Genomic DNA, 23,425 nt, shown 5'->3' on the forward strand with positions numbered 1-23,425 from the left:
TTTTAATCTAAACAGATATAATATGAAAAAATTGTTCTTTTTCCCGAAAAGATAAGTGTCTACCTACTATAATTTGGAGACTCTTTGGTGATGGTAACGTCATGTGGATGACTTTCATTGATACCACTTGAAGTTATTTTTACAAAGCGACCGCTCTCCTTGAGGGAATTAATATCCTTAGCTCCACAATAGCCCATACCCGCACGTAGACCACCTACAAACTGATGGATACTTTCATACAATTCTCCTTTATAGGGCACACGACCTACAATACCTTCCGGAACCAATTTTTTAATGTCATCTTCCACATCCTGGAAATAACGGTCTTTACTACCTTCTTTCATAGCTTCTACGGAGCCCATTCCCCTATAGGACTTGAACTTACGACCTTCATAAATGATGGTCTCTCCTGGAGATTCCTTGGTTCCCGCTAAAAGACTACCTAACATAACCGTATCTGCCCCTGCAGCAATTGCCTTGGGAATATCTCCCGTATAACGGATACCTCCATCTGCAATGACCGGCACTCCCGACCCTTTGATGGCGGCCGCAACTTCCAACACCGCTGAAAACTGAGGAAAACCAACCCCGGCAACTACCCGGGTGGTACAAATGGAACCGGGTCCAATACCAACTTTAACCGCATCTGCCCCTGCTTCGACCAAATATTTTGCCGCTTCGGCCGTAGCAATATTTCCTACTATTACTTCCAGATTTGGAAATTTGGCCTTTACCTCTTTTAACACGGAAACAACACCTCTGGTATGCCCATGAGCTGTATCAATCACCACAGCATCCACTCCGGCTTCCACCAAAGCTTCTGCCCTATCTATGGCATCTGGCGTTACACCAATGGCAGCTGCCACACGTAAACGACCAAATTCATCCTTATTGGCAATTGGTTTAAGGGTGAGTTTTGTAATATCCCTAAAGGTAATAAGCCCAATCAGCTTATAATTTTCATCAACGACCGGAAGTTTTTCAATCTTGTTTTCTTGTAAAATATCTTCCGCTTGCTCCAAAGAGGTCTCCCTACCTACCGTAACAAGGTTTTCTGAGGTCATTACCTCTGAGATGGGCCTGTCATTATTTTTTTCAAATCTTAAGTCCCTATTGGTTACGATACCCAAAAGTTTATTGTCCTCATCCACAATTGGAATACCACCAATACTAAACTCTTTCATACTCGCCTTGGCATCCCTCACCTTAGAGTTTAGGGGTAAGGTTACAGGGTCTAAAATCATACCACTTTCCGCACGTTTTACCTTACGTACTTTTACCGCTTGTTGATCTATGGTCATATTCTTATGAAGCACACCTATACCACCTTCCTGCGCCATGGCAATAGCCATTCTAGATTCTGTAACGGTGTCCATAGCAGCGGAAACTACCGGTACATTGATAGTAATGTTACGAGTGAATTTAGTTTGAATATTTACTTCTCTGGGAAGTACTTCAGAATAAGCTGGAACGAGGAGTACGTCATCATACGTTAGACCTTCTCCTAGTATTTTGTTAAGGTGGGCTTCCATAGCAATTAAAGATTTAATTGCGTGCAAATGTAATGAATTTTATTGGTTTTGTGGCCCGAATACCGCCCCGGTTGTTATGTGCTAAAACCGTTGTGAAATTTAACTGGAAACCTTTCTATTTAATTGTCATATTTTCCATCAAAAATATTCGAAAAGGTACTTATAAAAACACCTATTTAGTACTAGGAAACCCTTGAAGAAAGGGGTGAACTCACTGAGTTTTTCCTTTTATATTTTCTACCATACCACAGTAAAACGCCCGTAACCGGTAAAGAGGCTACCACCAAGCTACTTAAAAAAGCTATTATCTTTCCAAATATCCCACCAATAGCACCTACGTGAATGTCGTAATTCATACGGATAAGCTTATCCGCTAATTTGGCATCCCCGTACTTGCCATAAATACCTTCAGTTTCAATTTCCTCTAATGTGGTCTGATCAAAATAGCGATAGTCGTTTTCGTAGTACAATCCGTCCGTTTTTGCTACCTCAACATAAATACTAACGCTGTCTGCGTAGGGGTAATGAATTTCATAATTGAGTGCCGTAGGGTCTTCTCTTCGCAATCGGGATATTAAACGGTCTATTGGTGGAGCATTTGTTTCGGCTGGGTCTTTTTCAGTTTTGTTATTGGGAATATAGAACATGGCTGTTTTCTCTCCCCCAATTCCCTTATAAACGGAGGAGTACATCCAATCAAAAGCCATTATTGAACCCGTAAAGGCCAATATAAATCCAAGAATATAAACATAGAAACCCAAGACAGCGTGTAAATCGAAGTTTTTGCGTTTCCATTTTGTGGTTGCTTTCCAATCAAATTTCAATCGTTGCCTAAAATGTTTTCGTTTCTTGGGCCACCATAAAATTAGACCGGATACCAGAATAAACATAAAGAGGAAAACAGAAATAGAAACCACTTGTTCCCCAATTTCTGCAGGCAGCCAGAGCCTAACATGACCTTTAAGTACAAAGGCAAAAAAGCCACTAAAATGGTCCTTAAGGCCCAAAATCTCCCCAGTATAAGGGTTTAGAAAAACGCTTTGATAAAACTCAGGATCCAATTCATAAAAAATAACATCCAGAGCCTCATTTGGTTGGCCAAAAATAGTTCCATGAACATGCTTATTGGGAAAAACTTCCTTGGCCAAATTTTGTGCTTGTGTCGCAGTAATCATTTCACCATCCTTTTCCACTACGATAAAAGGCTCTACATATAAAGATTCAATTTCATCCTTAAAAACCCATAAGCAACCGGTGATACTCACGATAAAAACTACGATTCCCGTAACCAACCCTAAAATTTGATGAAACTTAAGAACTGTTTTTTTAAAAGAAAACTTTGCCATTAAAAAGAAAGAAGAATTTATGGTTGAAACGAAATGGTGTACCTACAAAAACGGTGTTTTAATTCTTGATGCGATATTGTTTTAAGGTCTCATCCATATTTAAAATAAATTGGGTTCCCTTGACCAAATCTTCCATTTCTTCCAAAATGGGCTCTGAAACTTTAAGGCAAATATCCACCAAGGGATTGCTACACCAAATCTTATTGCACTTGCCTCCTTTGCAGGTAGCGCATTGGCATGGTGCATCCGAATCCTGAATGACACTTAGAAAATGGCCCAAATCAGACGCTGACATAAATATGCCTACCGTATCTACCACAAGTTGCAATTTGCATTCTTTGTTAGGTGCTTCAAAAATTTTATAAAAGGCTCCATAATTGTTTCCATATATAAGTTCCATGAAATTTTGTTGGATTTAAAAAAAGCCGACAACCCAACCTAGAAAAGGTTGCCGGCAAAACTAACTCAAACATTTAGTTCTACGAAAAATCGTAGGATTATCAGAAATTGATTTCCGATAACAAAACGAAGATACACACTTATTTTTAATCAATCTAAATAAAATTATTAAATTTGGATGAGCCTTTAATCTGATAATCTTCTATGGACGATATACACCTTTTATATAATAATAACTTAGGCTTAGCCTTTCAATGGAAATATGTTAATTCTGAAAAGCAGAAAAAGGTACAGCTTGTTTTTAGGGACACTGGCTTGTTTCTAAGTATTCCCCAACTAGTTATTTTTTCGAATAATATCAAAACATGTAAGCTTTCTTCCCAATGTACACCATGCCCAAGCAACAGTAATTGCAGAAGTATTTTGATAGAATCACCTTTTAAAAGTGTTTCTTTTGCCATGAACCAGAAGGAGGTGGAGGAAATTGAGGACCTTGTGGAAGGAACTCTTTTTCAATTGAATTTAGATGAGTACCTAAGTGACCTTATCAACAAGTAATTATTAATGGTAAACACTAAAAAGCTCCGTAGCTTTATTGTATGCCGCTTCAAAGACCATCCAATTAACTCCAGAATCGGCTTTTACGGCTGTAAGATAAGAGAGCATTTTTTCTGTGGGCATATTGCCTGTAAGTTCATCCTTCGCCATTGGGCAACCACCAAAGCCTTGAACCGCCCCGTCAAAACGCCTGCATCCAGCTTTGTACGCAGAGTCTACCTTTTCATGCCATTTAGTTGGGGTAGTATGTAAATGAGCCCCAAACTCTATCTGAGGATATTGCGGTATGAGATTGGAAAAAAGATAATCGATATTTTCTGGAGTGGAAGACCCCACGGTATCTGATAAGGATAAAATGGACACGCCCATATTTGCTAGCTTCTGGGTCCATTCCCCTACAATATCCACATTCCAAGGGTCTCCGTACGGGTTTCCAAAACCCATGGATATGTATACTACCACTTCTTTGTCACTGGCGTTGGCATTGTCCAATATTTCCTTTAAGATATCGATGGATTGTGCAATAGTCTTATGGGTATTCCGCATTTGAAAGTTTTCCGAAATGGAAAAGGGATACCCCAAGTAGTCTATTTCCGGATGTTGGCAAGCGTCCACAGCTCCCCTTACATTCGCTACAATGGACAACAGTTTACTTTTTGATTTCGAAAGATCTAATTGAGAAAGCACATCTGCGGTATCTACCATTTGCGGAATCGCTTTGGGAGAGACAAAACTTCCAAAATCAATAGTATCGAATCCGCAGCTCAGTAAAGATTGAATATACTTTACTTTCTCCTTTGTGGGAATAAAGGTCTTGAGGCCTTGCATGGCATCCCTGGGGCATTCAATAATTTTTACTTTCTCTTGCATTCCTACCCAAAATTACCACTATTTATCTGATATTAATAAGTACACTGCAATCCCCACAAATACAATTATTTGCAACCATTTTAGATACCCACCTATACCGGGATTTTCTTTTATTCGGGAGGAAATAACACCCGATAATAAAGCAATACTTCCAAAAATGACGGAGGAAACCAACACAAATAAGGCTCCCAATATATAAAATTGAACTACCGTACTCACCGAATCACTAAATAAAAAGCCCGGAAAAAAAGCCAAAAAAAAGATAGTAACCTTAGGATTGAGCACATTCATGATAAAACCTTGTTTAAATAAGGCTCCTAGACTCTTTCTACCCACACCTTCCTTGGAAATAACCAAACTGGCATCGCTTTTAAACACTTTATAAGCCAAAAAGAACAGATAAATGGCTCCTAGCAACTTAATCCCAAAAAAAAGTACATCGCTTTGCTTGATAATCGCAGACACCCCAAATGCCAATAGGGTGGTGTGAACAATACAACCGGACATTAAACCCGCCATAGTGGCCAATCCATACTTTTTACCATTGACCAAACTTTGCATGAGCACATAAATGTTATCCGGGCCGGGTGAGATGGCAAGCGCTGCGGTGGCAGCCATAAATGCATAGAGCGTTTCGTAATTCATGCGTTAAACTTAACCATTAAATAGAAATTTCAATTTGAGGTCTTTTTCATATCTTACCCCAAAATTACACACCATGAAATCAATTCAACTGACTTTATTATTTGTTTTAATCAGCTCCGGACTTTTTGCAACGGAGTATTCAAAAACCATCAATCCAAAATTTCATATGGAAAAAGACAGCCTTTTGCGCCATGTAGTTATGTTCAAATTTAAAGAGGGAACTTCGCAGGCAGATATCGATAAGGTTCAAGAAGCATTTAGCGCCTTACCGGGTAAAATACCTCAAATTGCCTCCTACGAATGGGGAACCAATAACAGTCCGGAAGGGCACGACAAGGGTTTTACCCACTGCTTCTTTCTTACTTTTAAAAGTGAGGCAGACCGTGCCATTTATTTACCACACCCAGACCATAAGGCGTTTGGCGGCATTCTAGGCCCTTACCTAGAAGACGTTATGGTTCTTGATTATTGGACTAAGGAATAGATATACCTTACTAAAAATATTCTCTGGCCCGCTGCTATTTCCTTAGTTTCGGGCCAGTATTGCTTTATTAATACTTTTTATAAGACCTGGACCTTCATAAATAAAGCCGGTATAGAGTTGAACTAAGTCTGCCCCAGCCTCCAACTTTTCTAGAGCATCTTGGGCACTATGAATACCTCCTACCCCAATTATGGGAAATGCTTTATTGCTTTTTTCTGCCAAAAAGCGAATCACTTCCGTGCTTCTAGAGGTTAATGGTTTGCCGCTCAAGCCACCTGTTTCTTTTACTAAGCTTTTATCTGATTTTAAGTTTTCGCGACTGATTGTGGTGTTGGTAGCGATAACCCCATCTATATGGGTGTCCTTTATAATTTGAATGATATCTAACAATTGATCATCGGTCAAATCAGGTGCTATTTTCAGCAGAATGGGTTTTTCCTTTATGGAAAGTTTTTTGGCTTTAGAACTATTTTCTTCTTTCAACCTGTTCAACAATGCCGTTAGAGGCTCTTTATCTTGCAGTTCCCTTAATCCTGGAGTATTAGGCGAACTTACATTTACCACAAAATAATCTACATGATCAAAAAGCGTATTAAAACAAATAAGGTAGTCATTTACAGCCTCGTCATTAGGAGTGACTTTATTTTTACCTATGTTTCCCCCAATCAATATATTACGATTCTTTTTTAAGCGTTCAACGGCATCTTCTACCCCAGAGTTATTAAAACCCATTCGGTTGATAATGGCCCGGTCTTCTTTTAACCTGAACAGTCTTTTTTTAGAATTTCCAGGTTGCCCCTTGGGTGTTAGGGTCCCTATTTCGATAAATCCAAACCCAAAATTGGACAGTTCCTTAAACAGTTTGGCATCCTTATCAAAACCTGCCGCCAAACCCACTGGATTTTTAAATTTTAATCCGAAGACCTCCTTTTCCAATCGAGGGTCTTGAAAATTATAAAGGGATTTGAAAATAGAAGAAAAACCTATTTTACTTAAGTTGCGCACCATTGAAAAAGTGAAGTGGTGTGCCTTTTCTGCGTCCATTTTAAATAATAAGGGACGTATGAAGGATGTATACATGAAACGTGTTGTGGTTTGCACAAAAATACAAACTTAATTCACGTTATTATTCAATTTTTGACCGAAGATTAAATGTCAATCCTACAGATGATAATTAAATTCATCATTCCGGACTTGCTTCTTCCGCATCGTATTCCATAGGAATGGCCTTTATAGGACGTCTATAAGCAGCGTTGCACAACTCAAGATACCTCTCATACTGTTTGGCATTGAACGTTTCCAAGAATTTTTGTTCCACATCAAGGGAAAGTGAAATTAATTGCCCTTGTAATTGCTTATACTTATCTCCCATTACTATTAAATCCTCCTCTTTGCTTTGCGGATGTTCTTTCAACAACAAATCAATTTGATCTTGAATTACCTTTGTCTGCACCTCCAGCTCACCTTTCAAGCTCTCCATAGTTGTCAATTGGCTATCGTTCAATTGAAAAGTTTCTTCGATCATTTTAGTATCCTTACCTCCAATTCCTAAAAAACAGTCTTGTGCAATACCCACGAAAGAAAGTGAAAAACATAGCATTAGCACGTAAAAGGATTTATTGAACATTCTAAAAATTTTAAAAAGTTAACATAGTGCCGCTTTTTAATAGCAACAAAATCAAAAAAGTAACACCGGTACTGAGACCAATCAAACCTTCCCAATAAAAAGTTCGTTGCCCCCAAAGGGTACGTCTTTTAGGACCGAACTCCTTCTTATAACGACCAATTGTGAGTTTGCGTACACTAAAGAGGCTTACCAAAAAAATACAAGCCACCAAGGCTATCTTCCAATAGTTTTCCATCGCTTAGGGATTTAAGTAGTTAAAAATAGGGTTTTAGAACTTTATATAAAATAAAAACCCCGCTCTCACGAGCGGGGTTTAAGGAATAACTAAGTTGTATTAATTAAGAGCCAAATTCACCCGAGCGAATAAAAAGCGGCCACCGATACCAAATTGTTGGGCTCTACGTGACCAATCGAAACGGCCACCGCTACGGTTACCAAAACTCTCCTCGGCCCTGTCCGGATAAATATCAAAAAGGTTGTTGGCCCCAATGGTAAGCGTAAGCGCATCTGATGCTTTATAACCAATGGAAAGGTCCGTTACCAGTTTGGTACCAAAAACCTGCTGGTTGGCCACTACCGTTGTAGCTTCGGTAACCTCGCCAAAATATACGTTCCTTAAGAACATAATCCAGCGGTCTGAGGTTAGGCTATTGGAAAGGTTCACTTTGGTTCTTGGTACGGCCTCCTCTAAGTATACCCTACTATCTTCAGGAAAATAGGTATCAACCTGCCCAGCATTCCGTAGTACTTCGGACGCATTGATATCCCCTATTTGGTTGGTTCTCGAAAAAGTACCTGCCAAATCTGACTTTAACCTGAAGTTGTCGCCAATATTAGTTTTATGCGTAATAACCACGTCCAAGCCTCTAGACTCGGTATTGATTGCATTCGCAAAGAAGGATGCTGCAGTAGCATTGGCCTGTCTTAGCAAATTATCCAATTCGGTTCCTGTTCCTGGGCCTTGAAATTGCCCTGTGTACACCACCCGATCATTGATTTCAACGTAATAACCGTCCACCGTAAAGGTAAGATTGGCATCCGGTATATTAGCTGTAAAACCCAAACTTACACTACTTGAGGTTTCCTCTTTAAGTTCTGGAATACCCAATAATTTTGCTGCTCTACTATTATTGGCAAACGTTCCTACTTCCTGCGGATTTCCATTTTGGTCAAAAATCGTTGATGTAGAATTAAAATTGATCTGGTGCAAGGATGGAGCTCTAAAGCCTGTATTTGCGGCTCCCCTGATATTCAGGTTATCGGATATTTTATAGCGCGTTGCCAATTTAAAGTTGATGGTAGATCCAAAATCGCTATAGTTTTCAAAACGGGTAGCAAAGCTGGCCAACCATTTTTCGGAAAAGTCGGCCTCCACATCAAAATATCCGGCAATACTACTTCTGCCCCGTGATAGCTCATTAGAAGGACTGAAACCGGGAAATACCTGTGATCCTCCCGGACGTGCATTTCCAAAAAAGTCTTGTGAAGGTTGTTGTGAAGCCAAGGTTATGCGTTGCCCATCCGCTGTATATTGAGAATAGGAAGCTTCTTCTCCAGCAACAATATCATAGTTTTCAACCCTATACTCCGCTCCAAAGGCCACGTTCAACCCTGACATGACGTCTTCAAAAAACCGGTTTACATCTAAATTGGAGGTGTTCTGTGCGAAAGAGAATCCCCCTGCATCAAAGAATGTGGGCGAAGCATTTTGCAATGAGGCGTTGAATGTATTTCCAATCGTATACAGAAAGGAGTTCTTACCATAGGTATTACTTAAATCTACGTTCCACTCGTTAATTTTACCTTTGATACCTACGGACAAAGATCTATCCTTAATGGTAGAATTGATTTCCGGCAGAAACCCATTGATGTAAGCCGGAGTGTACGTTCTGCTTTGGTTAGGCAATCGATAAAAACCAGCAGAATTACCCGTTCTAGAGCTAATTCCCGCAAAGGAATATACTTCGGTTCCGTTATCATCGAGTGGCAGGGCAAAATTGGCAAAAAGACGACCACCTCTTAAGGCCGATTGTCCTACCCTCATGTTATAATCGCTGCGCTGTTGATTTCTTGCCGCCAGTTCCGAAGTGGTGGCATCTTGGGATAAAATAGGTTGCAACTCTTCTTTCGTGGTTGCCCCGTTTAAAGCTATTCCCGCTTGGTTAGCGTATTGGATCACATCGGATACATCATCATCCAATAACGCAGATAAATCATAACCATCATTATTTGCAAAACGCTCCACCACATTGTATTGGTTGAACACCTCACCTTCCCATTCCTTCATTCTGCTATAATCCTCACGCACATCAAAATCACCTGAAAGATTAAAATATCCTCCATTATCGCCCAAGGGCAAACCGTAGCTTGCGGCAACGTTGGTAGTTTCCCCATCTACCCCACCTGTCTGGTCATTCGCATTTTTAGAGAAATTGGCACCCGTAGTAACCGTGGCATTTAATTCGTTTACCGACTTGTTCAGAACTATATTAATTACCCCAGCGATAGCATCAGAACCATATTGGGCCGCTGCACCATCTCTTAAGACTTCTATTCTCTGAATGGCGGAAGCAGGTATGGCATTTAAATCCGTTCCCACGCTACCTCTACCAAACGTACCGTTTACATTGATCAAAGAAGAGGTATGCCTTCTTTTACCGTTGATCAAAACCAAAACCTGATCGGGACCCAATCCCCGTAAGGAGGCAGGGTCAATATGGTCCGTACCATCAGAAATCGTTTGGGTGTTTGAAGTAAATGAAGGCGCTACATAATTTAAAATCTGATTTAAATTCACCTGAGGAGCCACATTGTTCAGTTCCGCCATGTCAATGACATCAACGGGAACCGTGCTTTCTGTAGCTGTCCTATTTGGGTTACGCGAACCGACTATCACCACCTCGGACAATGCTACCCCTGAGGATAATTGTATTCTCATCTCACCGCTGGTAGCTGTTACTTCTTTGGTTTCAAAACCTATGTAAGAAACCACTAAATTGTCTCCAGGCTCAGCGTTAATAGAAAAATTACCATCAAAATCGGTTGTTGAACCAGTTGTAGTACCTTTGACAACAACTGAAGCTCCCGGAAGGGGAACCGAATCATCATCGATCACGATACCCGTTATTTGGGCATTGGCCAAACCAATCACCCCAAAAACGAGAATCAAAATGTTAAAAAATTGCTGTTTCATATAGTTGTTTTTAAGTTATGTTAACAGCAAGTTAGGTAAAAAGAGCTGAAAAATGTAAGAAACCACCTCTTTTGAGTTACAAATTTTAACTTTTTAATAGGTTTTTAGATAAAAATTACACTTAATACAACAATTAACAATGCAGCATATTATCAATCGATTTTTAAACTACGTAAAAATTGATACTCAAAGCAATCCTACGTCGCAAACCACTCCCAGTACTGAAAAGCAATGGTATTTAGCCGATTTACTTGTAGATGAATTGAAGGAGATTGGAATGCAAGATGTTTCCATTGACGACAATGCCTATATCATGGCCACTTTGCCAAGTAATATAGAAAATGACGTACCAACGGTAGGATTCATTTCTCATTTTGATACCTCTCCGGATTTTTCAGGCAAGGATGTAAATCCGCAAATTATAGAAAACTATGATGGAAAGGACATTGTTTTGAACGCTAGGGAAAACATTATTCTCTCTCCTGATTATTTCGAGGATTTACAACAGTACAAAGGCCAAACGTTAATTACTACAGATGGAACCACGCTATTAGGTGCGGATGACAAGGCTGGCATTGCCGAAATTGTTACAGCTATGGAATACCTTATCAACCATCCGGAAATAAAACATGGTGATATAAGAATTGGCTTTACACCAGACGAGGAAATTGGCCGAGGAGCTCACCTTTTTGATGTGGACAAATTTAATGCAGACTGGGCCTATACCATGGACGGCTCCCAAGTTGGGGAACTAGAATATGAAAATTTTAATGCTGCCAGTGCCAAAGTAACGATCAAAGGCAAAAGTGTACACCCAGGTTACGCCAAAAATAAAATGGTAAATGCCATTAGCATTGCCAATGAGTTTTTGAGTATTCTGCCTCCTGAAGAAACTCCCCAAAATACAAGTGACAGAGAGGGATTCTTTCATGTTCATCATATAAAAGGCGAAATTGAACATGCAGAATTTGAGATGATTATTAGGGACCATGATAAAGACCTCTTTGAAAAAAGAAAACAGTTAATAAAGGATATTAGTGCTCAACTGAACAGTGATTACGGCGATTGTATACATACCGAAATCAAAGATCAGTATTTCAATATGCGGGAAAAAATAGAGCCGGTTTCCTTTATTGTTGATATTGCCAAAGCCGCTATGGAATCCGTTGGCGTGAAACCTATTATTAAACCTATAAGGGGTGGCACAGATGGGTCTCAGTTGAGCTATAAAGGTTTGCCCTGCCCTAATATTTTTGCTGGCGGACATAATTTTCATGGAAAATATGAATACGTACCTGTGCAAAGTATGTTGAAAGCTGTGCAGGTAATTGTTAAAATTTGTGAGATAGTGGGCACTGCGAAACCTAAAAATGCCTAACTTATAGGGAAAACAATTAAAGATGGACCGGCAAGAAAAGATGTTCAAATACTACGAAGAGGAACATCAATTTAGGACTGCGATTGGAGTGCTTCGTGATTTGGCCCTAAAAACTGGTTTGGAGGAGACCTACAAATGGAATTTCCCTACCTACACCATAAACGGGAAAAACGTTTTGGCTATTTGTAAATTTAAACAGCACTTTGGCATATGGTTTTTTAACGGAGCAGTTTTAAGCGATTTTGACCAAGTTTTAGAAAATGCTCAAGTAGGGAAAACCCAGGCAATGCGCCATTGGAAATTCAAATCCCAAGAGGATGTAGACCCAAAAAAGGTTACTTCTTACATGCTAGAGGCCATTGACAACCAGAGAAAGGGTATTGAACATAAAACCTCCAAAAAAAGCACTTCAGGGAAAGTTGACATTCCTGAGCTTCTAAATAAAGCTTTAACGGAAACCGATGGCGCCCAAAATGCTTTCGAGGGCCTATCAAATTATAAAAAAAGGAATACATCGAATATATCGTTACGGCAAAACGGGACAGTACCAAGCTGTCCCGTTTGACCAAAATTTTACAGCTAATTTTAGAAGGCAAGGGTTTGCATGATGCCTACCGATAATACCGTAAAAAAGTTATAGCATTGGCAATTTCCAACCGTTTTGATAGTTCGCTTTTAAAAATTGATTGGCCTCCGTTTGTTTAAAGCCTGCTTTGGCATCATCCCAATAAATTCTATTCCCAGATTTATAGGCCACGTTACCCATATGTGAGACCAAAGCCGCGTCATACCCAACTTTTATGGGTGCATTTAGTTGGGATGCATCCCTACTCTTCACCGCATCAATGAAATTGGCCGTGTGTAGGTCCAACCCACTTTTATCCCCCTTATCCTTTTTTATTGCCTCCATTTTTGGAATGCCCTTTTTACCCCATCCTTGAAACTCTTCCTCCGGAATGACCTCCCAACCATTACGATCCACTACCAAGGTTCCGTTGTTTCCTATAAAAGCGATTCCGTGATTTCTTCCATAATTCCCACCATCTATTCCGGTGGCGTGCTCCCACAAAATTGAAAATCCGTCATATTCAAATACGGTCTGTAATGTATCTGGGGTTTCGGAAGCGTCGTTTGGATATGCAAATTTTCCACCTAAGGCCATAACGGATTTGGGTCTACCGGCCTTCATACCATACAATGCATAATCAATTAAATGCACGCCCCAATCGGTCATGAGTCCGCCCGCATAATCCCAAAACCATCTAAAATTAAAATGAAATCGGTTTTTGTTGAACGGCATTTGAGACGCAGGGCCCAACCACATTTTATAATCTACCCCTTCTGGAACGTTGGTGTTTTCCAAAACGGGAACAGGTTTCATCCAACCTTGATAGGCCCACGCCTTGGCCAAACGAATTTCCCCCAATTTTCCGGAGTGAACAAAATCAATTGCATCTACAAAATGAGGCTGACTACGTTGCCACTGACCTACTTGAACGATACGGTCACTAGCACCAACATAGTTCAACATAATATCTGCCTCTTCTACGGAATTGGCTATGGGCTTTTCGCAATACACATCCTTACCGGCCTTTAAAGAATCAATTAATTGGAGACAATGCCAATGATCGGGAGTTCCTATAATTACGATGTCAACATCCTTATCTTCTAACAACAGCCTGTAATCCTTATACCATTTGGGTTTTTTAACCCCGGCCTTTTCCAAATCTGCCGTTCTTTTCTTTAAAACGGACTCATCCACATCACAGAGAGCGGCAACATTGATTTCATTAAGCTTTAACATAGATGACAGGTTGCTAAAACCCATACCGTTGCAACCAATGAGCCCTACGTTGATTTGGTCGTTGGGGCTTACTCTTTTTCTCATGCTCGCCAAAAGCTCCATAGGAAACATAAACGCAGCGCCCGTTCCCATAAAAGCCAAGGACCCTTTCCTTAAAAATTGTCTTCTAGTACCGTTCATTCTCTTAAATAGTTTAAGTTGATGTTTGAAGATACAAATTTACCGGTAAAACAAGTGCAAAAAAAAAGCGCCCTCAAGAAATTGAGGGCGCTTTATCTTTTATAATCAAAGGGTTACTTTTTTTCTGGCGCATTTAACTTTTTGCTCATTTCCATAGAAATAGCAGAACGGTCAAATTTTAACTTCCCGGCCATGGTCTCAAGAATACATGAAAAATCCTTGTCGTTCAACTCCATAATTTTTCCGTGAAGTCCACTTTTAGTAATTACCCTGTCTCCGCGCTTTAATTCTGCGGTAAATTTCTTTTCATCCTTCTGACGTTTAAGTTGTGGACGGATCATAAAAAAATATGCCACCACAAAAATCAAAATCATTGGAAGAAATTGGCCTAAATCGCCCATAGTCTATGCTTTAAATTGGTTATTTGGAAGTTGGTCCTACGGGAGCGGCTCCCTTAGGATTTACAAAAGCCTTTATGCGTAACAATTCTGAACCCTTTTCCGTATTTGCGTTCACGGTAATGGTCTTAGTAACTTGATTTTGTCCAGAACCATTGAACTTAACTACCAATTCTCCTGTATCTCCAGGGGCGATAGGGTCTTTTGGCGGATCAGGAACTGTACACCCACAAGAACTTGTTGCATTGGTAATGATCAAAGGTGCATTACCGGTGTTGGTAAACTTGAATACGGTCTCCTGTGGAGTTCCCTGCTCTATGGTTCCAAAATCATGCTCCTCCTTTTCAAAGGACATAACAGGAAGTTGCTTGCCAGCCTCATCTCTTTGAGCAGCTTCGGCTACATTATCAGACTTTACTTTACTGGATGCATTTTCCTTACATGAAACGAATGCAAAAATGGAAAATACACTTAATGCTAAAAGTGCTTTTTTCATGGTTATGATTTTATTTTCGTGCAAAATTAGTGAATTAATTTATATACAACGGGTGGGACAAATGTTAAGTATCCCTAATAAAACAAATACGGGTGCCATAAAGATTACATCAATCCCCTGCCAATTTTATTAAGCTTTCCTGTGGATTTGTATTCTTTTACCAGTTTATCCAAAATACCATTGATAAAAATACTACTCTTAGGAGTACTGTATTCCTTTGCAATTTCCAATGCTTCGTTAATGGTTACCTTTTCCGGTATGGAAGGAAAATTTAATAACTCACAAATGGCCATTTTTAAAAGAATGGCATCAATATCTGCAATACGATCTTTATCCCAATTGGGTGTTTTGCCCTCAATTTCTTTATTCCATTCGGCCTCCTTCAACAAGGTTTTGGTCAAAAGCTTTTTGGCGAATTTCATATCGTCCTCGTCTTTTAAAAGACGTGGCAGAAAGAAACTTTCCGGATGGCTCTCCTTTGCTTTCTTGAGTAGTTTTAGAACAAAGGTGTTTACAATTGGAAAATCATCTACCCAAGTAAGTTTATCATCTTCAAAATAATCGTAAATCTTTTCGTTGGGTGCAATGATGTCCTTAAAAAGAAGCACCAAAAAATCCTTATCCTCAGCAAAACTTTGAGAACCGGATTGCATGTAGGCAGCGTATGCCTCACTTTCAATCATTTCCTTATAGATGATCCGAACATATTCCTCATTGAGATACCAATTGTTGAGCTTGCGCTTTTTAAGTTCCTCTTTTAAGGCTTCGTTCCTAACTATCTTAAGCAAAAGACCGTTCTTTACAAACTTTTTCTGATCTGGATATTGGTCTTCATTGGATGCCAAATACTTTTTAGAAGAAAGTTGCAATTGCTCGCTAGCACGCTGGTGTAGCTCAATGAGCAGACTCAATTCCAATAAATATAGGGTGTACATGCTATCAATACTATAGCGAAGAAATTTTTCCTGTTTTTCCAAGGAATCATCTTTGGACTGGGTAAGGGCATAAATGCATTGCATAACCTTAACCCTAATGTGTCTACGTGTTAGCATGTTCAAGAACTTTTTACTGTGGTGTTGGCAGTGGTTTTCACGGGCACAAAAGTAATAATAAATGCAGTGTGGATACCTAAATAAAAGTTCAAATAATTGAAAAGATTCTTATTCTTATACGTTTTAGAATTTAAAATAAAACACTTTACATTGATTGCTGTTGAAATAATTAAACTATTCTCAGTTATTTTCAAAAATTGTTATGTAGAATACCTTATATATTTTATAACATTTGCTTTTAACACAAAAAGCTATCTTTGACGAGTTCTAGAAGACGCTAAACAACTAGCTTACCCAATTAAATGAAGGAACTAAAACACCTCAACAAATATTTTAAAAAATACTGGAAGAAACTTGTTCTAGGTCTTTTCATAACCATGGTGGCCAGAATTCTTCAGTTGGTCATGCCTTCGTATGTAAAGGAATCCATAGAAGTAATTGAAGATTTTACCGCCTCTGAAATTACAGAATCCGTAGCGCGCGGGTTTCTATTTGAGTATATCCTGATCATTGTAGGAGCTGCGCTACTCTCAGGGGTTTTTACCTTTTTAATGAGACAGACCATTATAAATGTATCCAGATATATTGAGTTCGATTTAAAAAATGAGGTTTTTGACCATTACCAGCTATTGAGTCTCAACTTTTACAAAAAGAACCGGACTGGAGACTTAATGAATAGGATCAGTGAAGACGTTAGCCAGGTAAGAATGTATGCGGGTCCGGCATTAATGTACGGTATAAATACCGCCACTCTATTCATATGTATCATACCCATTATGTTTATGACGGCACCAAAATTGGCCGCCTATACGCTCATTCCATTACCAATTTTATCTGTTCTTATTTACAAAATAAGTAAAGTAATACATCAAAGAAGTACCGTAGTACAAGAATACCTTTCTACCCTTTCAACCTTTACCCAAGAAGTATTCTCCGGTGTTTCTGTCATAAAGGCATATGCCCTAGAACCACAGATAAACAAAGACCTTTCCGTATTGGCGGTAGAAGGTAAGAACAAAAGTATGGACCTGGCCAGAGTAAATGCTTGGTTTTTTCCATTGATGGTACTGCTTATTGGAGTAAGTAACATTCTGGTCATTTACATTGGCGGAAGACAAATACTTAACGGGGAAATTGATTCCGTGGGAGTTATTGCCGAGTTTATTATTTATGTAAATATGCTTACTTGGCCGGTAGCGATTATTGGTTGGCTTACTTCGATCATCCAAAGGGCCGAAGCCTCGCAAAAAAGAATCAACGAGTTTTTACAGGAACAACCCGAAATTAGGAACGACATTCTCGAAGAAACCGAAATTACTGGTAAAATTGAATTTAGAAATGTAAGCTTCACCTATGAGGATACGGAAATTACAGCTCTAAAGAACATTTCTTTTACGATAAATGACGGGGAAACCGTAGCTATTTTGGGAAAAACAGGTTCTGGAAAATCTACCATTTTAGACCTGATCGCCAGATTATATGACGTTTCCGGTGGAGAAATTTTAATAGATAATGTACCCATTAAAAAACTGAATGTAGAAAGTCTTAGAACATCCGTAGGTGCGGTACCGCAAGATGCCTTTTTATTCTCAGATTCCATAGAGAACAATATTAAATTTGGCAAGTACAATGCTTCGGAAGCCGAAGTAGTACAGGCAGCCAAGAATGCCGCCGTTCATGATAATATTGAAGGGTTTTCAAAAGGATATCAAACCGTTCTTGGAGAAAGAGGAATTACGCTAAGCGGTGGTCAAAAACAACGGGTTTCCATTGCCCGCGCTCTATTGAAAGATCCAGAAATTTATTTGTTCGATGATTGCCTTTCTGCTGTTGACACGGAAACTGAGGAAGAAATTCTCAACAATCTCAAAAAGGCGTCCAAAAACAAAACCACGCTAATCGTGAGCCATAGGGTATCTTCTGCCAAAAATGCGGACAAGGTATTAGTTTTGGAGGACGGCAGGCTTTTACAAGAAGGTTCCCATGAAGAGTTAAATTCCCAAAACGGGTACTACAAAGAACTGTATGCCACGCAACTCTCTGAGAAAGAAAATTAGAAAATTTTGGCGTATTCACATTTTTTTCACATTTTTGGTTGATTAACTATTAACTAGACACCATTTCGAGATGAGCGAAAAAGATGCAATGGATCAAGAGGAGATTTATTCTAAAGTTTTAAGAGCGGGTAGAAGAACCTATTTCTTTGATGTAAGAAGTACTAAGGCCGGAGACTATTATCTAACAATCACAGAGAGCAAAAAATTCACTCATGATGATGGATCGTTCCACTACAAAAAACATAAAATTTACCTTTACAAGGAAGACTTTTCCGCGTTTAGGGAAAATGTAGAGGAAATGATGGATTACATAATTTCAGAAAAAGGTTCTGAAGTTATTTCTGAACGCCATCAGAAGGACTTTAAAAAAGAAGAAGAACCTAGTATGAACGGTCAAGTAAAAACTTCTGACAGCTTTACGGATGTAAGCTTTGATGACATTTAAATTACTAACTCTAAACATATGAAGGCGGCCCTTTTTAAGGGTCGTTTTTCATTTTATAAAGATTTCAAATAATCCGGTTTCCTTAGGTTCAATGCTTTTTAGGTACATTTATAAGCAAATGAGACCTCTATGAAAACGCTTACCTCTCTTTTACTTGTTTTATTTTGCTATTCCATCCAAGCACAACAAAATGTTGACCTCTCCTATTATTTACCCGATAGCATTGCATACAATCCACAAATTCCCACACCTAAACAAATAATTGGCCATGAAGTTGGGGAATGGCATGTGACCCATGATAAATTAGAGCAGTATATGCGCGCTTTGGCAAAGTCCAGTGAACGCATAAAGTTAGAAGAACGCGGTAAGACATTTGAAGGGCGGTCTTTGTTATTATTGACCGTTACCTCTCCCGAGAACCAGGGGCAACTGGAGGGTATACGACAGGAACATTTAAAATTATCGGATAGCAATCGAAATTCCATTTCGGTCAATGGAATGCCAGTTGTGGTCTATCAAGGGTTTTCCATACACGGCAACGAACCTAGTGGATCCAATGCCGCATTGGCTTATGCCTATTATTTGGCTGCCGCCGAAGGGCCAGAAATTGAGGATATCCTTAAGAACAGCGTCATTCTTTTAGACCCCTGTTTTAATCCGGATGGCCTACAACGATTTGCCCACTGGGCCAATTCCAATAAAAACTTACAACCCAACCCAGACCCCAATGACAGAGAGTTTCATGAATCTTGGCCGGGTGGCCGAACGAACCATTATTGGTTTGATATGAACCGCGATTGGCTTCCCGTTCAATTACCGGAAAGTAGGGCACGCATTGAAACCTACCACCGTTGGATGCCCAATATTCTTACCGATCATCATGAAATGGGAACCAATTCTACCTTTTTCTTTCAACCCGGAGAACCTACAAGAGTTCACCCTTTAACACCTAAGGAAAATCAATCGCTAACAGCAGAAATCGGGAATTTTCACGCTAGGGCTTTGGAAAAAATAGGTTCACTCTACTATTCGGAAGAAAATTATGATGACTATTATTATGGAAAGGGATCCACCTTCCCGGACATCAATGGCGGAATAGGAATTCTATTTGAACAAGGAAGCTCACGTGGACACTTACAAGAATCTGAAAATGGACTTCTCACTTTTCCGTTTACCATCAGAAATCAAATGACCGCTGCGTTATCTACGATTGAAGCTGCTACGGAACTACGGCCCAAAATTTTACGCTACCAACAGCAGTTTTTTAAGGAAGTAGGGCTTGAATCGGTCATTGGGCGATCTAGGGCCATCGTATTTGGTGATAGCAAGGATGCAGCTAAAACCCAACACTTGGCAGAAATTCTCCATAGGCATAAAATAAAATTCCATCATATAAAAAATGATTTTAGATACAATGGAATGGATTTTAAAAAGGGTGCGAGTTTTATGGTACCATACAGCCAAAAGAACCACAGGCTCATAAAGGCCATGTTCGAAAAACGAACCTCATTTACAGACAGTATTTTCTATGACATTTCTGCATGGACTTTTCCTTTAGCGTTTAATATGGATTATGCCGATATACGTTCGCTTCAAAATATGGGTGATGAAGTAAAAGAGCTTGCCGAACCTAAGGGCAATTTAACCGGTAATGGAGGTTACGCCTATCTTTTTGAATGGAACGAGTATTATACACCCAAGGCTCTAGATCAAATTTTAAAAAAAGGTATTAGAGCCAAGGTGGCCAAGAAAAGATTTAGTCTGGAAAACAAGAATTATGGTTACGGAACTATAATGGTCCCCATGCAGAACCAAAACCTTCCAACGGAAAAAATAAAGGATATTTTGTCCAAAATAGCACAAGACTGTGGCATTGAAATAACAGCTGTGGCAACCGGTCTCACCAATGGAATTGATCTTGGCAGCAATGATTTTGAACACATTAAAAGACAGAGAGTAGGCATCTTAACCGGTAATGGGGTACGCTCCTATGATGCGGGAGAAATTTGGCATTTGTTAGATACGCGGTACCAGATGAAACTAAGCAAACTGGATGTGGCCTATTTTAGCCGCATAGATTTGAACAGATATACAGATATCATTGTTCCAAGCATAGCAAGTAACGCCCTGGGAAACAGCAACATTAAAAAGCTAAAGGATTGGGTACAGGATGGCGGCACTTTAATCACCTATCGCTCCGCTGTTGAGTTTTTTGCTTCCAAAAAATTTATAGATCTCCAGTTTAAAAAAGACACCCTAATTGCCAAAAATATATCCTTTGAACAAAAACAAAATTTTACCGGAGCACAAGTAACTGGCGGCGCCATATTTGAAGCTGAATTAGACCTTTCGCACCCCATTGCCTTCGGTTATAAAAATAATACCTTACCACTTTTTAGAAATACCAATATTTATATTGCACCAGACAAGAATAGCTACAACAATCCTATAAAATATACAGGAGATCCGTTACTTAGCGGTTATATTTCTGAGGAGAATTTGGAGATGATTAAAAACAGTGTTCCCTTTCAGGTACAACGTTTGGGTAAAGGTCGTGTAATTGCATTTACGGATAATACCAATTTTAGGGCATTCTGGTACGGTACCAATAAATTGCTGATGAACGCTATATTTTTTGGTAACCTAATGTAATCTTAAGGCCCCCCTTTCACATAAGCCCAATTAAAAAGTACATGAAAGAAAACTAAAATAATCGCTACACCAAAACCAAAACCTGCGGTAAAAAGCGATAAAAAAAGTATATAACAAATTGGATACACCACCATAGCGTATGCGAACCTGAGAGTGGACAGAAACTCAGGCTCCCAAACTTTGGGTTTCATCCATAATCTCCACGGCACTAAAGCGGCTACATTACAAAGCTGAAAAACAGATTTAAAAATGACAGGTTTGGAATTCTTACCAGATTCCCGCTTTGTTTTGCTTTCAGACGATTTAATGAATTTATTACTTTCCATGGGGTTCAAAAAGTTGACATTCTTTTCTTCCATTATTTGTATGATGGCCTCGTAATTTGGTTCATCTTCAATATGGGTAGTCAACTGCTTCAACTGTTCCTTCACTTGCTTCTTAGTATTTTGAACGGATGTAAAAACATCATGTGGGTCATACAATTGGGAACTCACAATGGGTTTTCCGTAATAAACAGCCACTTTATCGGGAAAACCCGTACTCTTTAGGTAGTTTAGTCCAACGGGGATCATCAAAATTTCATTTGACGGGCTCTGCTTTAATGAATGGAATACGATCCTCGTAAAACCTTTGCTTAAGTTGCGCACCCTTCGTCTTAGATTGTGATTAGCTTCAGGAAAAAGAACAATAGCCTCCTCATTTTCAAAAAGTTCCGTACACTTTTTAAAAACTGCCTCATTGTTCTTCAATTGGTTTCGCCCATCCCGCATTCTGTATATCGGAATCATTTGTAGAAAAGCAAAAAATCTCCTTAACACTTGTTTATTAAAAACATCGGAACGAGTCAAAAAGTAAGGTTTCCTATGGCAATCTGTAACAATCAAAAGAACATCTATCAAGGCCTTTTGGTGATTTGGTAAAAAAAGAACCGCCCCCGTTTTGGGAACATTTTCCAATCCATGAACTTCTATCCTTCCAAAATACAGATGAAGGGCAGCTTTCACATAAATTTTAAGGAGCCAATAGAAGAAGTTTTTCAAACCAGTTTTTCTGTATTTATAGCCCTATAATTCCAAAATGCAGCCAACAGCAATCCAGAAACTAAATGCCATATACCCCAAAAGGCCGCCAGAATAGCCATACCACCAAGTCCGTCAAAGAATGAAAAAATAAGAAGCAAGCCCAATCCCGAATTCTGTATCCCCGTTTCAACGGTAATGGAGCGTACGTCCCTGGAAGGCAATTTAAACAATTTAGCTATTGAAAAACCTGTAGAAAATGCAACAAGATTATGTAATACCACCAACCAGAATACATAAAATACGTACTCCATAAAAATCTCTTTATTATTGTAGAGAGCAAGAAAAATCAATAGTACAAAGAACAATAAAGAAGCCATTTTTAAAACCTTTCCAATTCTTCGTGCTATGTTTGGGCTAAAATGGTTGATTAACAATCCCAGAATTAACGGGAGTCCCAATAACAAGGCTACCAACTGCACCATTTTCCATGGGGAAATGGCAACATTCTTGAGTATTGTATGAGTAGGAGCGTACATCCCTGCCCAAAATTGAAGGTTCAATGGCGTCATTATCACCGCCAACAAAGTTGCCATAGCCGTTAGACCAATGGATAAGGCCGTATTGCCGCCTGCTAAATGGGTAATGAAATTGGAAACATTTCCGCCAGGACATGCTGCCACCATGAACATCCCCATAGCTATGCTCGGTAAGGGGTCTATAAAATATACCAACAAAAACGTAATAAAGGGCAGTACCAAAAATTGACTAACCACCCCAACAACTATAGATTTTGGATGATTGGCAACCCTTTTAAAATCTGACATTGAGATTTCCAAGGCAATGCCAAACATAACAAAGGCCAATGCAATGTTAAGTACCCACTGAGAACGGGCATCGAAATTAAGAAGAACGTTATCTATCAGGTTTTCATTCAAAGAATCAAGATATTTTAAGGCCGTTAATTACCTTGCCGGTAGGTTGTAGCAAGGTTACTTCCTTTTCATTCACTGCTCCCAAGATAAGACATTCACTCATAAAATTGGCTATCTGTTTTTTAGGGAAATTGACCACAGCTATGACCTGTAACCCTACCAAATCCTCTTTTTTATATTTTAGGGTAATTTGTGCCGATGTCTTTTTTACTCCTATCTCCTCCCCAAAATCAATATGGACCTGATAGGCCGGGTTTCTTGCTTCGGGAAAATCATTTACTTCTATTACCGTACCTACCCGCATATCAATTTTGGCAAAATCACTCCAAGAAATATGTTCCTTCATAAATAGTAA

At 39.3% G+C, this 23,425-nt stretch carries 23 protein-coding genes; 7 read left to right on the forward strand and 16 right to left on the reverse strand.

What is annotated here, in order from left to right:
- Nucleotides 1-59: 59 nt before the first annotated feature.
- The 5 genes from guaB to IL355_RS13535 all read right to left on the reverse strand — a co-directional run bounded on the left by guaB (nt 60) and on the right by IL355_RS13535 (nt 5,350).
- A complete protein-coding gene (gene guaB / locus IL355_RS13515) occupies nt 60-1,532 on the reverse strand; it encodes an IMP dehydrogenase (protein ID WP_192462643.1) in 1,473 nt (490 codons plus the stop codon).
- 182 nt (nt 1,533-1,714) lie between these two features.
- Complete coding sequence (locus tag IL355_RS13520; RefSeq protein WP_192462644.1) at nt 1,715-2,878, reverse strand: PepSY-associated TM helix domain-containing protein; 1,164 nt, start codon at nt 2,876-2,878, stop codon at nt 1,715-1,717.
- Between the two features lie 58 nt (nt 2,879-2,936).
- Nucleotides 2,937-3,278, reverse strand: coding sequence for a hypothetical protein (locus IL355_RS13525; RefSeq protein ID WP_187457210.1), 342 nt, complete (start codon nt 3,276-3,278; stop codon nt 2,937-2,939).
- Nucleotides 3,279-3,838: 560 nt separating this feature from the next.
- Nucleotides 3,839-4,705, reverse strand: a complete 867-nt coding sequence (locus IL355_RS13530) for a hydroxymethylglutaryl-CoA lyase (protein ID WP_192462645.1) — start codon at nt 4,703-4,705, stop codon at nt 3,839-3,841.
- Nucleotides 4,706-4,723: 18 nt separating this feature from the next.
- Nucleotides 4,724-5,350 carry a LysE family translocator gene (locus IL355_RS13535; RefSeq protein ID WP_192462646.1) on the reverse strand — a complete coding sequence of 209 codons (627 nt, stop codon included), beginning with the start codon at nt 5,348-5,350 and terminating at the stop codon, nt 4,724-4,726.
- Nucleotides 5,351-5,423: 73 nt separating this feature from the next.
- Between IL355_RS13535 and IL355_RS13540 the strand changes: the two genes are divergently transcribed.
- Complete coding sequence (locus IL355_RS13540; protein ID WP_192462647.1) at nt 5,424-5,834, forward strand: Dabb family protein; 411 nt, start codon at nt 5,424-5,426, stop codon at nt 5,832-5,834.
- Nucleotides 5,835-5,876: 42 nt separating this feature from the next.
- On the opposite strand, the gene IL355_RS13545 is transcribed toward IL355_RS13540, so the two are convergent.
- The 4 genes from IL355_RS13545 to IL355_RS13560 form a co-directional block, all read right to left on the reverse strand.
- A complete protein-coding gene (locus IL355_RS13545; RefSeq protein ID WP_192462648.1) occupies nt 5,877-6,914 on the reverse strand; it encodes a quinone-dependent dihydroorotate dehydrogenase in 1,038 nt (345 codons plus the stop codon).
- 103 nt (nt 6,915-7,017) lie between these two features.
- On the reverse strand, nt 7,018-7,461 hold the full coding sequence (locus IL355_RS13550) for a hypothetical protein (RefSeq protein WP_192462649.1): 444 nt from the start codon (nt 7,459-7,461) through the stop codon (nt 7,018-7,020).
- Between the two features lie 10 nt (nt 7,462-7,471).
- The gene (locus IL355_RS13555) at nt 7,472-7,696 is read right to left on the reverse strand and encodes a hypothetical protein (protein ID WP_192462650.1); all 225 of its coding nucleotides are present in this window, start codon (nt 7,694-7,696) and stop codon (nt 7,472-7,474) included.
- 99 nt (nt 7,697-7,795) lie between these two features.
- On the reverse strand, nt 7,796-10,654 hold the full coding sequence (locus tag IL355_RS13560) for a TonB-dependent receptor (protein ID WP_192462651.1): 2,859 nt from the start codon (nt 10,652-10,654) through the stop codon (nt 7,796-7,798).
- 139 nt (nt 10,655-10,793) lie between these two features.
- Here IL355_RS13560 and pepT point away from each other — a divergent pair, with 139 nt between their 5' ends.
- Genes pepT through IL355_RS19375 form a run of 3 tightly spaced genes read left to right on the forward strand, consistent with a single transcriptional unit; the run spans nt 10,794 to nt 12,653 of the window.
- Nucleotides 10,794-12,032 (forward strand): peptidase T, encoded by a 1,239-nt coding sequence (gene pepT / locus IL355_RS13565; protein WP_192462652.1) that lies wholly within the window; start codon nt 10,794-10,796, stop codon nt 12,030-12,032.
- Nucleotides 12,033-12,054: 22 nt separating this feature from the next.
- Nucleotides 12,055-12,597: a DUF1801 domain-containing protein gene (locus IL355_RS13570; RefSeq protein WP_225621243.1), complete on the forward strand. Its 543-nt coding sequence runs from the start codon at nt 12,055-12,057 to the stop codon at nt 12,595-12,597.
- The gene (locus tag IL355_RS19375) at nt 12,555-12,653 is read left to right on the forward strand and encodes a hypothetical protein (RefSeq protein ID WP_317175499.1); all 99 of its coding nucleotides are present in this window, start codon (nt 12,555-12,557) and stop codon (nt 12,651-12,653) included. The genes IL355_RS13570 and IL355_RS19375 overlap by 43 nt, the downstream gene beginning before the upstream one ends.
- Nucleotides 12,654-12,666: 13 nt before the next feature.
- Here IL355_RS19375 and IL355_RS13575 read toward each other — a convergent pair whose 3' ends face one another.
- The 4 genes from IL355_RS13575 to nusB all read right to left on the reverse strand — a co-directional run bounded on the left by IL355_RS13575 (nt 12,667) and on the right by nusB (nt 15,962).
- The gene (locus tag IL355_RS13575) at nt 12,667-14,016 is read right to left on the reverse strand and encodes a Gfo/Idh/MocA family protein (protein ID WP_192462653.1); all 1,350 of its coding nucleotides are present in this window, start codon (nt 14,014-14,016) and stop codon (nt 12,667-12,669) included.
- A 113-nt stretch (nt 14,017-14,129) separates the two neighbouring features.
- Nucleotides 14,130-14,417 (reverse strand): preprotein translocase subunit YajC, encoded by a 288-nt coding sequence (gene yajC / locus IL355_RS13580; protein WP_192462654.1) that lies wholly within the window; start codon nt 14,415-14,417, stop codon nt 14,130-14,132.
- Between the two features lie 19 nt (nt 14,418-14,436).
- The gene (locus tag IL355_RS13585) at nt 14,437-14,910 is read right to left on the reverse strand and encodes a DUF1573 domain-containing protein (RefSeq protein WP_187457198.1); all 474 of its coding nucleotides are present in this window, start codon (nt 14,908-14,910) and stop codon (nt 14,437-14,439) included.
- 104 nt (nt 14,911-15,014) lie between these two features.
- Nucleotides 15,015-15,962: a transcription antitermination factor NusB gene (nusB, locus tag IL355_RS13590; protein WP_192462655.1), complete on the reverse strand. Its 948-nt coding sequence runs from the start codon at nt 15,960-15,962 to the stop codon at nt 15,015-15,017.
- Nucleotides 15,963-16,264: 302 nt separating this feature from the next.
- Between nusB and IL355_RS13595 the strand changes: the two genes are divergently transcribed.
- The 3 genes from IL355_RS13595 (at nt 16,265) to IL355_RS13605 (ending at nt 21,116) form a co-directional block, all read left to right on the forward strand.
- Complete coding sequence (locus IL355_RS13595) at nt 16,265-18,019, forward strand: ABC transporter ATP-binding protein (RefSeq protein ID WP_192462656.1); 1,755 nt, start codon at nt 16,265-16,267, stop codon at nt 18,017-18,019.
- Nucleotides 18,020-18,089: 70 nt separating this feature from the next.
- Nucleotides 18,090-18,464, forward strand: coding sequence for a PUR family DNA/RNA-binding protein (locus IL355_RS13600; RefSeq protein WP_192462657.1), 375 nt, complete (start codon nt 18,090-18,092; stop codon nt 18,462-18,464).
- A gap of 129 nt (nt 18,465-18,593) precedes the next feature.
- On the forward strand, nt 18,594-21,116 hold the full coding sequence (locus IL355_RS13605) for a M14 family metallopeptidase (RefSeq protein ID WP_192462658.1): 2,523 nt from the start codon (nt 18,594-18,596) through the stop codon (nt 21,114-21,116).
- Nucleotides 21,117-21,118: 2 nt separating this feature from the next.
- Here the strand turns inward: IL355_RS13605 and IL355_RS13610 are convergent, their stop codons facing one another.
- Genes IL355_RS13610 through IL355_RS13620 form a run of 3 tightly spaced genes read right to left on the reverse strand, consistent with a single transcriptional unit; the run spans nt 21,119 to nt 23,416 of the window.
- Entirely contained in the window at nt 21,119-22,156 is a 1,038-nt protein-coding gene (locus IL355_RS13610; protein WP_192462659.1) for a lysophospholipid acyltransferase family protein, read from the reverse strand.
- Nucleotides 22,153-23,073 carry a bile acid:sodium symporter family protein gene (locus tag IL355_RS13615; RefSeq protein WP_192462660.1) on the reverse strand — a complete coding sequence of 307 codons (921 nt, stop codon included), beginning with the start codon at nt 23,071-23,073 and terminating at the stop codon, nt 22,153-22,155. Before IL355_RS13615 ends, IL355_RS13610 begins: the two co-directional genes overlap by 4 nt.
- Nucleotides 23,074-23,077: 4 nt before the next feature.
- A complete protein-coding gene (locus IL355_RS13620; protein ID WP_192462661.1) occupies nt 23,078-23,416 on the reverse strand; it encodes a tRNA-binding protein in 339 nt (112 codons plus the stop codon).
- Nucleotides 23,417-23,425: the final 9 nt, after the last annotated feature.

Source organism: Euzebyella saccharophila (genome assembly GCF_014855495.1).
Lineage (GTDB): Bacteria > Bacteroidota > Bacteroidia > Flavobacteriales > Flavobacteriaceae > Euzebyella > Euzebyella saccharophila.